This window comes from Nitratireductor sp. GISD-1A_MAKvit (assembly GCF_040819555.1).
Lineage (GTDB): Bacteria > Pseudomonadota > Alphaproteobacteria > Rhizobiales > Rhizobiaceae > Nitratireductor.
This window is the reverse complement of record NZ_CP161920.1, coordinates 85,168-100,519: the sequence shown is the minus strand read 5'-3', so window position 1 is coordinate 100,519 and position 15,352 is coordinate 85,168. Positions and strand designations below refer to the sequence as shown.

The 15,352-nt window shown below is 61.0% G+C and carries 16 protein-coding genes; 11 read left to right on the top strand and 5 right to left on the bottom strand.

Features of this window, described 5'->3' with window-relative positions; genetic code table 11:
* Positions 1-4: 4 nt before the first annotated feature.
* From AB2N04_RS01675 to AB2N04_RS01645, 7 genes are all read left to right on the top strand, one after another.
* Positions 5-973 (top strand): TRAP transporter substrate-binding protein, encoded by a 969-nt coding sequence (locus AB2N04_RS01675; RefSeq protein WP_367716607.1) that lies wholly within the window; start codon positions 5-7, stop codon positions 971-973.
* Positions 974-1,035: 62 nt separating this feature from the next.
* On the top strand, positions 1,036-1,890 hold the full coding sequence (locus tag AB2N04_RS01670; protein ID WP_367716605.1) for a VOC family protein: 855 nt from the start codon (positions 1,036-1,038) through the stop codon (positions 1,888-1,890).
* A gap of 17 nt (positions 1,891-1,907) precedes the next feature.
* On the top strand, positions 1,908-2,765 hold the full coding sequence (locus AB2N04_RS01665) for a VOC family protein (RefSeq protein WP_295809185.1): 858 nt from the start codon (positions 1,908-1,910) through the stop codon (positions 2,763-2,765).
* Between the two features lie 127 nt (positions 2,766-2,892).
* On the top strand, positions 2,893-3,453 hold the full coding sequence (locus tag AB2N04_RS01660) for a class II aldolase/adducin family protein (protein ID WP_367716604.1): 561 nt from the start codon (positions 2,893-2,895) through the stop codon (positions 3,451-3,453).
* A 25-nt stretch (positions 3,454-3,478) separates the two neighbouring features.
* Positions 3,479-4,933, top strand: a complete 1,455-nt coding sequence (locus AB2N04_RS01655) for a 2-hydroxymuconic semialdehyde dehydrogenase (RefSeq protein ID WP_367716603.1) — start codon at positions 3,479-3,481, stop codon at positions 4,931-4,933.
* 73 nt (positions 4,934-5,006) lie between these two features.
* The gene (hpaH, locus tag AB2N04_RS01650; RefSeq protein ID WP_367716602.1) at positions 5,007-5,789 is read left to right on the top strand and encodes a 2-oxo-hept-4-ene-1,7-dioate hydratase; all 783 of its coding nucleotides are present in this window, start codon (positions 5,007-5,009) and stop codon (positions 5,787-5,789) included.
* Between the two features lie 8 nt (positions 5,790-5,797).
* The gene (locus AB2N04_RS01645) at positions 5,798-6,559 is read left to right on the top strand and encodes an HpcH/HpaI aldolase/citrate lyase family protein (protein ID WP_367716601.1); all 762 of its coding nucleotides are present in this window, start codon (positions 5,798-5,800) and stop codon (positions 6,557-6,559) included.
* An 89-nt stretch (positions 6,560-6,648) separates the two neighbouring features.
* On the opposite strand, the gene AB2N04_RS01640 is transcribed toward AB2N04_RS01645, so the two are convergent.
* The 4 genes from AB2N04_RS01640 to AB2N04_RS01625 form a co-directional block, all read right to left on the bottom strand.
* Positions 6,649-7,923, bottom strand: a complete 1,275-nt coding sequence (locus AB2N04_RS01640) for a TRAP transporter large permease (RefSeq protein WP_367716599.1) — start codon at positions 7,921-7,923, stop codon at positions 6,649-6,651.
* On the bottom strand, positions 7,920-8,198 hold the full coding sequence (locus AB2N04_RS01635; protein WP_367716598.1) for a TRAP transporter small permease subunit: 279 nt from the start codon (positions 8,196-8,198) through the stop codon (positions 7,920-7,922). Before AB2N04_RS01635 ends, AB2N04_RS01640 begins: the two co-directional genes overlap by 4 nt.
* 262 nt (positions 8,199-8,460) lie before the next feature.
* Positions 8,461-9,459 (bottom strand): TRAP transporter substrate-binding protein DctP, encoded by a 999-nt coding sequence (gene dctP, locus AB2N04_RS01630; RefSeq protein WP_367716596.1) that lies wholly within the window; start codon positions 9,457-9,459, stop codon positions 8,461-8,463.
* Between the two features lie 108 nt (positions 9,460-9,567).
* Positions 9,568-10,428 (bottom strand): PfkB family carbohydrate kinase, encoded by an 861-nt coding sequence (locus AB2N04_RS01625; RefSeq protein ID WP_367716594.1) that lies wholly within the window; start codon positions 10,426-10,428, stop codon positions 9,568-9,570.
* Positions 10,429-10,602: 174 nt separating this feature from the next.
* Here AB2N04_RS01625 and AB2N04_RS01620 point away from each other — a divergent pair, with 174 nt between their 5' ends.
* The 4 genes from AB2N04_RS01620 (at position 10,603) to AB2N04_RS01605 (ending at position 14,589) form a co-directional block, all read left to right on the top strand.
* Positions 10,603-11,607 (top strand): SIS domain-containing protein, encoded by a 1,005-nt coding sequence (locus AB2N04_RS01620; RefSeq protein WP_367716593.1) that lies wholly within the window; start codon positions 10,603-10,605, stop codon positions 11,605-11,607.
* A 7-nt stretch (positions 11,608-11,614) separates the two neighbouring features.
* On the top strand, positions 11,615-12,319 hold the full coding sequence (locus AB2N04_RS01615) for a GntR family transcriptional regulator (protein WP_367716591.1): 705 nt from the start codon (positions 11,615-11,617) through the stop codon (positions 12,317-12,319).
* A gap of 28 nt (positions 12,320-12,347) precedes the next feature.
* Complete coding sequence (locus AB2N04_RS01610) at positions 12,348-13,283, top strand: ornithine cyclodeaminase (RefSeq protein WP_367716590.1); 936 nt, start codon at positions 12,348-12,350, stop codon at positions 13,281-13,283.
* Positions 13,284-13,371: 88 nt separating this feature from the next.
* The gene (locus AB2N04_RS01605; protein ID WP_367716588.1) at positions 13,372-14,589 is read left to right on the top strand and encodes a LacI family DNA-binding transcriptional regulator; all 1,218 of its coding nucleotides are present in this window, start codon (positions 13,372-13,374) and stop codon (positions 14,587-14,589) included.
* Here AB2N04_RS01605 and AB2N04_RS01600 read toward each other — a convergent pair.
* Complete coding sequence (locus tag AB2N04_RS01600; protein WP_367716587.1) at positions 14,549-15,211, bottom strand: GntR family transcriptional regulator; 663 nt, start codon at positions 15,209-15,211, stop codon at positions 14,549-14,551. The genes AB2N04_RS01605 and AB2N04_RS01600 overlap by 41 nt on opposite strands.
* Positions 15,212-15,352: the final 141 nt, after the last annotated feature.

Sequence of the window (15,352 nt, the reverse complement as noted above, 5' to 3'; positions counted from 1 at the left end):
AAACATGCTGAAACAGATAGCGGGCGCGCTTGCCATTGCCGGTGTCATGCTGGCGACGCAGGTCGCTGGCGCCGCCGAGTACCGGCTCGGTCTCATCACGCCGCCGCCGCATCAGTGGACGGTGACGGCCAACACGATCGCCGATGAACTCAAGGAAAAGACCGACGGACGCGTCGAGCTTCTGATCTTCCCGAGCGGTCAGCTTGGAAACGAAGCGCAGATGCTCCAGCAATTGCAGACGGGTGCGCTGGACTTTGCTTTCCTCACGCTCGGTGAGTTTGCCAACCGCGATCCGAACTACGGCATTTTCCTCGCACCCTATATCGTCAAGGACGTTGCCGGCGCGCAAAAGCTCCTGAAGGGCGAGACCGCTGGCGAATTGCTCGACGGGGTCAACAAGTTCGGCCTCAAAGGTTTCGGCTACGCGATGGCCGGCCTGCGCCAGATCGTCATGCGCGGCGAGGTGAAGGATGTCGGTGGGCTTTCGGGCAAGAAAATCCGCACAGTGCCCTTCGCGCCCGAGCTCGACTTCTGGGTCAAGGTGGGGGCTGCTCCGACACCCATGCCTTTGCCGGCGCTTTATGATGCCTTCGCCAACGGGCAGGTCGATGGCATGCAGATCGACTTCGAAGGCACCTGGAACAGCAAATATTACGAGCATGCGGGCACGATCATCGAATCCAACCACATGATGTTCCCCATGATCGCCGTTGGCTCCGGGCGCAAATGGGGTGCCGTCCCCGCCGAGGATCAGGCGATCATCGAAGACGTGCTCAGCGCCCATCTCGACACGCTGGTGGGCTCCTACGCCGAAATCGATGCCGACTATCTCGAAAAGCTGAAAGGCACGGAAGTGCCGGTCATCACGATCGACCGCGCCTTCTTCGGCGAGGCCATCGACAACTGGTACAAGGAATGGCGCACCAAAGCCCCGATGCTCGAAAAGCTGGAAGCCGAAGCATCGGGGCTTTGAGGCCATCGACATGAAACGGCGGGGCGCGTGAAGCGCTCCGCATTGGAACCTGGAGAAATATTGTGAGCGGACCCTATCGCGATCTTCGCTATGTGCGATTGGCCACCGACAACCTGAAAAAGGCGTCTGCCTTCGCCACCGAAATTGTCGGGCTGCAGGAGTTTGCACGGGATGAGGAGCGCGCCTATTTCCGCTCCGATGCGCGGGCTTATTCGCTCTGTTTCAGCGCAGCCGAGAAGGGGGACGCGGTCGCCCTGACCGTCGCCCGCGACGAAGACCTGACAGCAATGGCCGAACGGCTGCGCGGAGAAGGATTTGCCGTGACCGCGCTCGACGAGACGGCCTGCGCAGCACGCAAGATCAAGAAAGGGATTGCCGCCACCGCGCCCAACGGCGTGACGGTCGAACTCGTCTGGCGTCCGCTCACATCCGGCTGGCGCTATCATGGTCCGCGCGATGCGGGCATCACGGAAATCTCTTCCGTGTCGTTGGCCTGTACCGACATAGCTGCCAATGAGGATTTCTGGACGCGCGTTCTGGGCGGAGCCGTCTCCGACTGGGCCGGCGATGCCTCCTATATCCGCATCGACGGCGCGCATCACCGCATCGCGCTCTATCCGTCGGCCCGCGACGGCATACTGGGTGTCGACTTCGCCGTGGAGTCGATCAACAACGTGATGCAGAACCATTATTTCCTGCAGGCGCGGCAGATGCCCGTCGTCCATGGTCCGGGCCGTCAGCCGGCATCGGAGAAAATCTTCGTTGCCACCCGCGGGCCGGGCGATGTGCTGTTCAGCTATTCCACGGGCATGAGCGAGGCGGAGCCCGAGCGCACGCCGCGCCAGTTTCCCGATACGGCCCTTTCCCACTGCGCGTGGGGTTCTCCCACCAATGAGCCCGAGTTTTCGGGCGCGTAACCGACAGGAGAAGCGACATGATCGAGTTGAAGGACGTGGTCTATTGCCGTCTCGGCACGCGCGACCTGGAGGGGGCGGTCTGGTTTGCGCAAAACATTCTAGGGCTGGAAGTGTCCGAACATCGCAAGGGTGCGGTGCATTTCAAATCCGACAGCCGCGACCACACGCTGTGCTACTTCGAAGGTGATCCGGAAGACCAGGTGACCGCATTCGAACTCGGCTCGTCTGCCGATCTGCATGCTGCGGCCGCCACGCTCGAAGGGTTGAAGCAGGAGGTCTATTACGGCACCCGCGAGGAATGCGAGGCGCGCCACGTGCGTGAGTTCATCCGGTTCCGCGACCCGACCGGCAACAGCATCGAATTTGTCGTGCGCCCGGCCTTTTCCGGCCAGCGCTATCACGGCACCCGCGATGCCGGCATTACCGGCTTCAGCCATGTGGGCCTGTGCTCCAGCGATCTGGAGCGGGATGAGAAATTCTGGACCACGGTCTGCAACGCGCGCGTTTCCGACCGCATCGGCGATGCACCGCTGATGCGGCTTGGCTCGATACACCACACGATCGCGCTCTTCCCCTACCACAAGGCCGGCATTCAGCACATCAATCATCAGGTGGAATCGACCGACGACATCCAGCGCTCGACCAACTTCATTCGCGACCGGCAGATCAACATCACTTTCGGTCCGGGACGCCATCCCACTTCGTCTGCGCAGTTCCTCTATTTCAGCGGCCCTGATGGCATGACTTTCGAATATTCGACCGGTGTCTGCGAAATCCACGACGAACCCCTTTGGCGCGACCGGCAGTTCGCCTTCGAGCCTGTCGGCTTCTGCCATTGGGGTGCGAAGCCCAACATCGCCGCGTTCGAGGACTGAGCCGTGACACAGACCGATATGGACGATCTGGCGCGCAGGGTGCGCGTGGCGGCGCGGGCGCTGGGCAGGCATGGTCTCGCCCACGCCTATGGCCATTGCTCGGCGCGCATCGATGCAGAGCGCTTTCTTGTCTGTCCGCCCCAACCGATGGGGCTGGTTGCGCCGGGCGAGGGCCTGCACGGTGGTGCCGGTCAGCGGTCCGCTGCCCGATGGCGTTTTGGGCGAGGTGCGCATTCATCAGGAAATCTATCGCAACCGGCCGACGGTCGGCGGCGTGGCGCGCTTCATGTCGCCGAAAATGATGGCGCTTGCAGCGCTTGGCAGGTCTCCGAAGGCACGTCACGGCTTTGGCGCCTATTTCGCGCCGGAACCGCCGCTCTGGGACGACCCGCAGCTGGTGCGTGACGATGAAAAGGCGAGGGGTGTCTTCTCCGCCATGGGCGATGCGCGCGCCGTGCTGATGCGCGGCAACGGCGCGGTGACGGCGGGCGACACGCTGGAGGAGGCGGTGGTGCTTGCCTGGTATCTGGAAGATGCATGCCGCATCGAACTGGAAGCGCTGGCAGCCGGGCTTGGCGACGAGCCGCCGACATTTTCCGCCGAAGGGGCAAGCGAGCGGGCCACGAAGGCCGGCCGCATCTTTGAGCGCATGTGGGATTTCCTCACCGCAGGCGATCCCGAACTCTGAGTTTCCGCAAGAAGGACGAGATTACGTGAAGCGTATTCAGAATTTCATCAATGGCCGCTTTGTCGATGGCACCGGCGACCTGTTCGAAAACCGTTTTCCCGCCACGGGCGAGGTGCAGTCGCTTGTCTCCGCTGCCGGCGAGCAGGATGTGGACGCGGCCGTTTCGGCGGCAAAAAAGGCGCTCACGGGGCCATGGGCGCGGTTGAGCGTGCAGGAACGCATTGCGCTTCTGCGTAAGGTGGCCGATGGCATCAATGCGCGTTTCGATGAGTTTCTGCGCGCCGAGATCATGGATACGGGCAAGCCTGTTTCCATCGCCAGCCATATCGACATCCCGCGCGGCGCAGCCAATTTCAACGTTTTCGCCGACCAGATCGCCAGCGTCGCGACCGAAGCCTTCGAGATGGCGACGCCGGACGGAGCAGGGGCGCTCAATTATGCGATCCGCATGCCGCGCGGCGTCATCGGCGTCGTCTGTCCATGGAACCTGCCGCTGCTCCTGATGACCTGGAAGGTCGCGCCGGCGCTTGCCTGTGGCAACACCGTCGTTGTGAAACCATCGGAAGAGACACCGGCCACCGCAACGCTGCTCGGCGAGGTGATGAACGAAGCGGGCATTCCCGAAGGCGTTTACAATGTGGTGCATGGCTTTGGCGGCGGCAGCACGGGTGAATTTCTGTCCAGCCACCCCGACGTGGACGCGATCACCTTCACCGGTGAAACGGCGACGGGCGAAGCCATCATGGCGGCGGCCTCGCGTGGCGTGCGCCCCGTTTCGTTGGAGCTTGGCGGCAAGAATCCCGGCATCGTGTTCGACGATGCGGACATCGACATCACCATAGAGGGGCTTGGCCGGTCCTGTTTCGCCAATACGGGGCAGGTGTGCCTTGGCACCGAGCGCCTTTACGTGCAGCGCGGCATCTTCGATCAGGTGGCCGAGAAACTCGCGGCAAGAGCGAGAGCCTATGCCTATGGCGACCCGTTCGACCAGAAAACGACCATGGGGCCGCTCATCAGCGAGGAGCATCGCCGCAAGGTGCTCTCCTACTATGAGAAGGCGAAGACCGGTGGCGCGGAGATTCTCGCCGGTGGCGGCGTGCCCTCCATTCAGGGCTATGAAGGCGGAAGCTGGGTGGAGCCGACGGTTTGGACCGGCCTCCCGGAAGATTCGCCCGTTGTGCGAGACGAGATATTCGGTCCCTGCACGCACATCACGCCTTTCGATGATGAGGAAGAGGCGATCCAGCTGGCGAATGACAGCCCCTATGGGCTGGCGACCTCGATCTGGACGACCAATCTGTCGCGTGGCCACCGCGTGGCGGGCCGCATCGATGCAGGCATCACCTGGGTCAATTGCTGGTTCCTGCGCGACCTGCGCACCGCCTTTGGCGGCTCCAAACGCTCGGGCATCGGCCGTGAGGGCGGCGTTCACTCGCTCGAATTCTACACCGAACTGCGCAATGTCTGCGTAAAACTCTGACCTTTGTTTTGCGCAGTTCCGGACGGAACGCCGGTTCCCACTTTTCCTGAAATCGCTTCAGAGGACATTCATAATGCTTAGCGAAGAACAGCGCGCACAAGCGGTTCGCTCCCTGCTCGAAAGCCATCGCACCAAGGTGCAGGGTCGCCGCCCCTCGGAGATGTTCCCCGATATCCAGATCGAAGATTCCTACGCCATCTCCTCGGCGGTGGCCGAGGAACGGGTCAAGGCAGGCGCTAAAATCATCGGTCACAAGATCGGACTCACCTCCAAGGCAATGCAGGCCAGCTCGAAGATCGATGAACCGGATTACGGCTATCTCTTCGATGATCTGATCCTGAATGACGGCGCGAAGGTTCCCTTTGAGAATTTCTGCGTTCCGCGCGTCGAGCCGGAGCTGACTTTCATTCTGAAGGAACCGCTCAAGGGACCGAATGTGGGTTTGATCGACGTGCTGCGCGCCACGGAATATGTGGTGCCGTCCATCGAGATCATCGATGCGCGTGTTACCGAGCCGCGCAAGATTTTCGATACGGTTGCCGACAATGGCGCCGCTGCCGGCATCGTGCTCGGTGGCCGGCCCGTGCGGCCCGACGAGGTGGACCTGCGCTGGGTCGGTGCGGTCTTCTATCGTAATTCAGAGATCGAGGAGACAGGTCTTGCCGCCGGTGTGCTCGGTCATCCGGCGATGGCGATTGCGTGGCTCGCCAACAAGCTCGCGCCCTTCGATATCACGCTGGAGCCTGGCCACATGATGCTGTCGGGCTCCTTCACGCGGCCTGTCTGGGCGCAGAAGGGCGATACGCTGCATGCGGATTTCGGCCCGCTCGGCAGCGTTGCCGTCCAGTTCGTCTGAGGCCCGCTGTGAGGAGCCTGGAAAACACATTCAAGAAGCGGCTTCTGGCCGGCGACACGCTGATCGGTCTGTGGAGCAGCCTGTGCAGCCCCATCGCTGCCGAGGCGCTGGCGGATGCCGGTTTCGACTGGCTGCTCTTCGACAGCGAGCACTCGCCGGTGGAAGTGGCGGGGCTTTATCCGCTGTTGCAGGCGGCGTCCAGGGGTTCTGCCGAAGCCATCGTGCGTCCGGCCTGGAATGACAAGGTGCTGATCAAACGCGTGCTCGACATTGGTGCGCAGACGGTTCTTGTGCCATTCGTGCAAAATGCTGACGAAGCACGCGCCGCAGTCGCTGCCACGCGCTATCCACCGGAGGGCATCCGCGGGGTGGCCGGCAGCACGCGCGCAAGCCGCTACGGTCGAGCCAAGGATTATTTCAATATTGCCAATCGCGAAGTCTGTCTCCTCGTGCAGATCGAGACGGGAGAAGCGCTGGAGGCGCTGGGTGAAATCGCCTGCGTCGACGGGGTCGATGGTGTCTTCATCGGTCCGTCCGATCTCGCAGCATCGCTCGGTCATCTGGGCAATCCCGGCCAAGAGGACGTGCAGAGGGCATTGCGTGGGGCGGTGGACCAGCTGAGGGAGATGGGAAAGCCGGCGGGCATCCTCGCCACCAATCCGGAGGATGCGAAGCGCTACCGCGACTGGGGCTATCAGTTTGTTGCCAGCGGTGTGGATCTGGGGCTTTTGGTCAAAGCGGCAGATACGCTCGCTGTCCAGATGAAGTGATGCCACAGTAGTTCCGCGAGGATTGTTTCTGAGGCCGAAGAATGGAGGCCGATCGAACCCGCAGGACGCGACTGCGGTTTTTTGGTTTGTCAGAACACCAGGTTGGGAAGAAACGTCACCAGCGCAGGCACATAGGTGAGCAGAAAGAGGGCGCCAATCGCTGAGGCGAGGAAAGGGACGAAAGCCTTCGTAAAGTCTTCCACCGAGCAGCGGGTGATCGAGCAGACGGTAAACATTACCGTGCCGACAGGAGGGGTGAGGGAGCCGATCGTGGTGTTGAAGACCAGCACCACACCGAGATGCACCGGATCGACACCGAGGCCCTGTGCGACCTGGACCAGAAGCGGGCCGAGGATGACAATGATGGCAAGCCCTTCGAACACCGTTCCGAGCAGAAGCAACGCTATGTTGAGAACCAGAAGAACGACATATTTGTTTTCGGATATCGACAGAAGGGCGGTGACAAGCTGCTGAGGCACCTGTTCCAGACTGAGGATCAGAGAGAACACCGATGCGGAAGCGACAATGAAAAGAACACCGGCCGTGGTGGCGGCTGATTCCGACAGCAATGCCATCGTGTCGCTGAGCGTCAGCCCGCGGTAGATCAAGACACCGACGAGAAATGCATAAACGGCCGCGACGGCGCCCAGTTCGGTCGGCGTGAACCAGCCACTCCGCAGACCCAGAAGCAGCATGAGCGGCATCGCAAGTCCCCACAGTGCCGCTCGTCCTTTCAGGAGGATTTCGTGCCGGTCGGCCCGCGTTTCGCGAACCGGTTCAAGCTGCATCTGCTTGGCGGTCCATCGCACTGTAAGCATCAAAACGACCGCGATCAGAATGGCCGGAATGACACCGCCGACAAATAGGCGGCCTATCGAGGTGTTCGTCAACAATCCATAGACGATCAAGGCTATGGAGGGGGGCATGATCGGAGCGATCATTGACGAAGCGGCGCTTACCACAGACCCGTAGGCGTTGGAGTAGCCACGGGACCGCATCACCGGCACGATGGTGCGTGCATCGATGGCGGCATCTGCGTTTGCAGAACCCGACATCGCACCCATGAAAACCGAGTTCAGAACGGCAACCTGCGCCAGCCCACCGCGCCAGTGGCCCACCAGAGTTTCACAAAAGGCATAGAGCCGCTCGGCAATGCCGCCACGCGCCATTGCTGCCCCGGCTACGACAAAAAGCGGAATCGCCAGCAGAGGAAAGGATTCCAGCCCCGAAGACATGCGCTGTGCGACAAGGCTCGTCATCATCGGGTTGAGAGCGAAATAGGCCATGGACGCGCCGAGCATGACAAAGCCAATCGGCAGGCCGAGCACGAGAAGCAGGACAAAGGTGATGGCGACGATGGTCACGGACGCTGGTTCCTGATGTTGACGGCCATCTCCAGCAAGCGACTAAGAACGACCATGGTCATGCCCGCTGCCAGCAGCGCAGCCATGATCCATTTTGGCCAGCCGAGCGAGAGGAATACCGTGAAGCGGGCAGTTGTGATCTGCGCAAATGCGGCGCGGATGACCTGAGCAGCGATCAGCAGAACCAGCATGTCTGCCAGAAGGCGGGCGGCAAAAGCGAGGCGGGGCGGTAGCAGGTCCACGAAGAGGGAGACGCCGAAAAGCTGATTTCGCATGGCCGCGCCAGACAGGGCCGAGCCAGACGGTGGCTCCAAGCAGAATGACCGCGAATTCCTGCGCCCAGAGAATTGATATGGCGAAGAGGTTTCGTGCGGCCACGTCCGCCACCACAATGGCAACCAGCGCTGCCAGAAGCAGCGCCGGCAGGGTGATGCCAGCAAAGCCTATCAAGGCACGCAGAAATTTCATCGTTTCGCCAGCCTCCCTACTGGATGAACGATGGGCCGGGCGACGCAGAAGGCACCCGGCCCCTGGCAATCAGTTGCCAGTCGCTGCCGCGCGAACCTTATCGTAAAGGCCATCGGGCCAGTTCGGAAAGCTCGTATAGAAGCTCGCTGTCGCTTTGCGGTAGGCATCCAGGTCCGCCTCGTGGAACGTAACGCCCTGGCTTTCGAATTCGGAGCGGATTTCTGCTTCGAGATCTGCGGAGACCTGGGTCAGATTCTGGCCACCCTTGCGAAATTCCTCCAGAAGGATGGCGCGGTCCTGCTCACTGATCTGCTGAAACGCGGCTTCGCTCATCACCCAGCCGGTGAAGAGATTGAAGTGTCCGGTCAGCGTAATCTCCTTGGCCACTTCGGGCCATTTTGAGGCGCGTAGTCCGGTGAGGGGGCTTTCCGCTGCGGAGACCACTCCCTGTGAAAGGGCAGAGTAGACCTCTGCGGCTTCAACCGTGGTGGCCACCACGCCCAGCGGTTCAAATGTCTTCAGCCAGGTTTCAACCGGCGGCACCCGCATGCGCACACCCTTCAGGTCCTCGGGTGATGAATAGCCGGCAGTGCCGATCATGTGGCGTGGACCATCGAACCAGTTGATGGCGACAACGCGAATGCCGGCCATCTCGGCAAGTCGGTCATAGTAACCCTGCATCAGATCGGAGAAGGCGAGCGTTTCGGCTTCTTCGGTGCTGGAGACAATGAAGGGCCCCTCGACGATCGAAAGCTCCGGTACCCCGAAGCTGGACAGGAATGAGGCGGAGGTGAAGGTCATGACCGGCAGACCCTGGCTGGCCTGTTCGATCGAATCCGTGGTGGTGCCCAGCTGACCCGAAGGGAAACCCTCGAATTTGACGCGGCCGTCGGTGCGTTCGGTGACGCGCTCTGCCGTCGCCATCACGCCTTTCCATGATTCGCTGGTGGGCGAATTCACCGTGGCAATGCGAATGCTGATTTCCTGAGCCAGTGCCACTCCCGTAAGCATGGTTGTCATGGCTGCGGCGGCGGTGAGCAGCCGGAAAGTTGAAGTCAGCTGGTTCATGGGTTCCTCCTTTTGCGGGTCTTTGCCCTGTGTGGTTCCAGTCGTTGTTTCAGGCACTTCCGGGACTTGTGGAGCGAAAACATGAGAACGTTTTCGCAAGTCCGTTTCTTATGTTGTTGCCGGGAGTTCGGTGTCCGGCCCAGGGGCCGGGCGCGTGGTGGCGTAGATCTCATCGATCGTCTGCAATGTGGTCAGATCCACCTCCATCGGGGCACCGTGGCCAAAGGCCCCCTGTGCCAGGCAGGTTGCGGCTGCCGCCTCTGCTGCCTCACGGAGGAAAGTAACCGGAGCCTCACCACGCAGCAGGCCCACAAGGGTGCGAGCGATGAAAGTATCGCCAGCACCCAGGGTGTCGATGGGTTGGACCGGCACCGCCGGAGCCTCGATCACGCCGTCAGGGCCAGCCAGCAGGGCACCGTTTTCTCCGCGGGTGATCACTGCCCATGAAGCCCCGTGGCGTAACGTCATCTGCGTCAGGGCGATGGCTTCGTCCCGCTCCAGGTGGCTACCCGAAAACCCGGCCAGAAAGCAGTGCGGGGCGATGCTGGCAATACGATCTTCCTCATTGATCGTGGCGAAGTCGTAGGAAACGCGTGTAAGCGAGGCGAAATGTTCCAGCCAGGAATCCACATGGCTGGAGCGACCGGTATGAACGGCGTCCGCATCATTCATCCAGGCAAGATCGTCGGGCGAAGGAGCGATGACTGAGACCCCGAGATTTGCGCCGGTAAAAACGCGCTCGCCATCTTCATTCGTGATCACGCAATAGGCGGTTTGCCCGGGCACAATGCGAAGGAGGGAGGTCTCGACACCTTCCGCAATGAAGGCATCGCGGATGGCCCGCCCTGCGGCGTCGTCGGATACGGCGCCTGCATAGGCGGTGCGGGCCCCGAAGCGTCGCGCAAACACCGCGTGATTGACGCAGTTTCCACCGGGGAACATTCGCTGCTGGTCGTGGTAGCAGTCCACGACGTTGTCACCGAAGGCTAGGATTTTAGGAGCAGACTGTAACACCGACAACTCATTTTCATGACACTATGAGAACGTTCGCAATAAATCTCCCGCCTTGTCAATGGCTCCTTGACACTTGAATTGAAAAATTAATATGTCTTATGTCGTCATATACGAAAAGGATGATATCCGATGTCTCTACCCGACCGCTACCATCCGGCCGTTTCGGCCGCATTGTCGTCGATCGACGTGACGGCGCTGCGCCATGTTTTCTTTGTGGCCTGTGGGGGGTCGCTGTCGATCATGCATCCGGCCAAGTTCATGTTCGATCAGCATGCATCGCTGCCCTCGGACGTCTTCAACGCCGCTGAATTCGTTGCCCGTCAGCCCAAACGCCTTGGACCGGATACGCTCGTGATTCTCTGCTCCATGACGGGAACGACAAGGGAAACAACGGCAGCCGCGAAATTCGCAAGGGAGAAGGGAGCTGTCACTATTGGTCTGACGGTTGATCCCGATTCACCGCTCGGTGCGGCCGTCGATCATCCGGTGAAGTTCGAGGCGCCCTACACGACGGGCGTTCCGATCGACGCGAAGGACAGCAATTACTCCATCATCTACCAGATCGTGATGGGGCTCGTGGCCGCATCCGGTGGAGAAGACCTGACGGGTGTTCTGATCGAGAGTCTTTCCGGTCTGCAGGCGGTAATCGACCGCGCACAGGAAACCTATGCACCCCTTTGGGACCGGTATGCCGAACATTTCGCGAAGCAGGATGTGATCTACACGATGGCATCCGGGGCGAGCTATGGTGCGGCCTATTCCTTTGCCATCTGTGTTTTGATGGAGATGCAGTGGATCAACAGCCAGGCCATACACTCGAACGAGTTCTTCCATGGCCCGTTTGAAGTCCTGGACGAGACCCGGTGCTTCGTGCTGATGAAGGGTATCGATTCGACCCGGGCACTGGATGAGCGCGCCGAGGCGTTCCTGCACCGTTTCGGCAGGGCCGAGAACATACTGGTTCTGGATGCGGCGGAGCTTGACCTTGCGGGAATAGACCCGCGGTTCCAAGGAAATGTCGTTCCGCTCATCTTCTTCGACACGCTTTGGCGCTTCATCTATAAGGTTGCTGACCATCGTCAGCAGGTCATGCTCGACGGTCGCCGCTACATGAAGAAGCTCACCGACTATTGAGGCCACAATGGCGCAAGAAGACCTCCTGCCGCTCTACGAACAGGTGCGGCGCAAGCTTCTGTCCGAGATAGAGGCAGGACGTCTTGCTGAAGGCAGCTTTCTGCCGTCCGAATTCGACCTCTGCGCGAAATACGGCGTCAGTCGGATCACTCTGCGCAGGGCAGTCGCAGAGCTATGCGCGGAGGGGCGTCTGGTGCGTCAGCAGGGCAGGGGCACGCTGGTTGCTCCGCGCAAGGTGCAACAGACCATCTCGCTTTCGGGTTTTAGCGATGTGATCGAGGGGCAGGGGCACAAAGCGGGGCACCGCGTGCTGGAGTGTGAAGAGAACGCAACTTCTCCAACCACTGCGGCGCGGCTTCAGGCGACGCGGCTGTATCGTTTCGTGCGTCTGCTCGAAATGAACGATCAACCGATGACGTTGGAAAACCTGTATGTGGACGCCGAGCGTTTTGCCGATGTGCTTGAACCCGTAACGGCGGGCGGGAGTTTCTTTGCCAGCCTTCGCAGTGCTTATGGAGCAGAGCCGGCGAGCGCCGAGCGGCAGATCGACGTAGGCTTCGCCCGCGCCGACGAAGCCGGAGTGCTAGGTGTTTCGACCACGCAGCCTGTCTATCGGATCGAGAAACTGGTTTTTGACAGAGCGGGGCTTCCCCTCGCCCTGTCGCAGACCGTCACACCCTGTCATCTGGTCACGCTCGCCGTCAACAATTGAGCCCCGGTGGGCCCAACGAGGAAATGTAATGAAGGTCTTCGACGCTGCAGCCGTCCATGCTGCCCTGCCCTGGCCCAAACTGATCGACGCTCTCCTGCAGGCCCATCGCGGCGCGATGCCTGTGTCGGACGTCGTGGTACAGAACGACCCGGCAGACACGGGCAACCAGTTCATCACGCTTCCAGGCTGGGTGCCGGGGGGGCCGATCGCTGTGAAGATGGTTGGCGTTTTTCCCGGCAATGAAAGGCTTTCCCCGCCGCAACCCAATGTGCAGGGTCTGGTCGCCATGTTTGACGGCGAAACCGGCGCGCCGGTGCTGGTGGCTGACGGAGCAGCCATGACCGCGCGCAAGACGGCGGGCGATTCCGCTCTTGGCTCCCTGCTGCTTTCCCGCGAGGATGCGCAGGTGCTGCTGGTGGTGGGCGCAGGAGCGCTCGCGCCGCATTTTGCCGCTGCCCACCTGGCCGCGCGACCTTCGCTGAAGCGGGTCCTGATCTGGAACCGTACCGTGCGCAAGGCGGAAGAAGTGGCCGATAGCCTGCGCCGAAACGGGGTGGACGCGCAGTCGGTCGCTGATATCGACGAAGCTGCGGCAAGTGCGGATGTGATTACGTGTGTGACCATGTCTGACCGCACTCTCATCAGGGGGGCTCTGCTGAAACCGGGTACGCATCTGGACCTTGTCGGTGCCTACATGACCAGTCTGCGGGAAACCGATGATGAGGCGCTCACGCGCGGTCGCGTGTTTGTCGACACACGCTGCGGCATGGAAAACACGGGCGATCTGGGGCCGGCGCTCGCCAGCGGAGCGATCAACGCGGCACAAATCGCGGGCGACCATTTCGATCTTGCACAGGGCAGGGTGCAGGGGCGGCGCACAGCGGACGAGATCACGGTTTTCAAGAATGTTGGCGGTGCTCATCTCGATGTCTTCACGGCGATCGCCCTGCACAATGCCGCATGAGAAGCATTTCGGACTCGCTGCCGGTGGTGATTTCTGCAATCACGCGTAGTTAAAGCAGAAAGGTGTGGGCGGAAGGGAACGGCAAGCGGTGGCGAAAAAATCGAAGGCAACGATAGCAGACGTGGCGCGGTTGGCGGGTGTTTCGACTGCCACCGCGGGCCGGGTTCTCGGTCGCTACGGTTATGCAAAAGAGGAAACGCGCGAGCAGGTGATGCAGGCGGCGCGCAAGCTCGGCTATCGCACCAATGCACTCGCCCGCAGTCTCATTACGGGCAAGACACGCACCATCGGCGTCGTTGCCGGAGACATCCAGAACCCGTTTTATGCCTCGATTCTGCGTGGCATAGCCGATGTGGTCGAAAGCAGGGATTTCGGTCTGTTGATCGTGAACTCGGATGAAAGACTCGACAAGGAGATCCGCGCGGTCAATCTGTTGATGGAGAAACAGGTTGACGGGCTGATCGTTTCTCCCTGCGATACTCTGCGCGCGCACCATCTGCGCGACCTTCAGGCAGCGGGCCTACCACTCGTCCTTCTCGACCGTGGTGTGGCCGGGATGGCGGTGGACCGGGTTACGGTCGACAATATTGCTGCCTCTGAACGGGCCGTTGCTGCACTGATTTCGGCCGGCCACACACGTATCGGGCTGGTAAGCGAGCTGCTCGAAGAACAGGAAGGCGGTCTGAATGGGTTCATAAGGCGCGGTCTTGCCGGTGAGGTGCTGTCGACGGACACGCTGTATCCGAGCTGGCAGCGCCTGCTCGGATATCTGCGCGCGCACCGACAAGCAGAGCTGGAAGTCGCCCCTTCGCTCATCTGCCGGGTGGGCGCCTATTCGGCAGGTGCTGCACAGGCGGCGGTCAAGGCGCTGTTCGAGAATGCTGACCGTCCGAGCGCCGTGTTTGCCACAGACGGCACCATGTCTGAAGGCGTGATCGGTGCGGTATCCGCAGCGGGGCTGGCCGTGCCGCGGGAACTCTCGCTTGTCTGTTTTGACGATCTCGAATGGATGAGTTTTCTTTCCCCCGGCATCACAACGATGGCTCAGCCCCGTCTTGCCATGGGAGAGGCTGCCGCGACCATGCTTCTCGAGCGCATTGAGGGATACGACGCGGAGGGGCGGGCTGTGGTCAAACGGGGCCCCGGTACATCGAGCGGGGTTCGATCGCGGCCCCGGACCATGCGAGGGAAAGCAGTTAGCGCTTCATCCCTGACCCGTCAGAGATGTGCGGGTCCCGTGGTTCAGCCGGTGTCGCCAACGGGTTTCAGTCGCCGGTCGCAGCCCGGTCGGGACCCTTGTCGTTGATGTGGCTTGTGATGACCTCTTTCATTGCCTCCACATCCCTGTTCCTGATTGCCTCCACAATCAGGAAATGGTCGTTGGATGCCTTTTCAAGCTGTGCCACCGTGTGCCAGCGGGTAACCGGTGCCGCCGGACCACGCTGTCTCAACTCGGTAATCAGCTCCACCAGAGATTTGTTGGAGCAGAGCTCGAGAAGCCTCAGGTGGAAACGGAGATTGGCCTCGTTCTGCTCAAGGATAGTGCCATTGTAGGCTGCTTCCTTGAAACCTTCCGCCAGCGTCGTGAGCTCCGCGATGTCTTTCTCAGTCGCCTGTTCCACAATGCCCGGCGCCGCTGCCGTTTCCAGAAGCGTGCGTATCTCCGACACCTCGCGACGCTGTTTTGGACTGAGCGCGTAGACCCGGTATCCGCGATTTGGAATGTGCTCGACCAGGCGTTTGGCTACCAGCTCGTCGAGAACCCGCCGCACCGCGATGCGGGTCACGCCATATCGCTGTTCCAGGTCGATCTGCTTCAGCCATTCACCCGGACCGTATTCGCCGATGTTGATGTCTCTGACAATCCGCTCAGAGAGCTGAACGTGCTCCCTGTCGGCGTTTTTCGGCGATTTTGCGGTTTCCGGCAATGTCTCACCTATGGTTTGTGGGGAAGGCGTTCGCAAGACGAGTTCCAATTTCAGCGCGTTTATACCTGCAAGCCTGCTGCATTTCCACACGGCAGACACACTTGTTCGTCGGGTTTTGCCGCCCCTGCGGTCGAGGCAAAA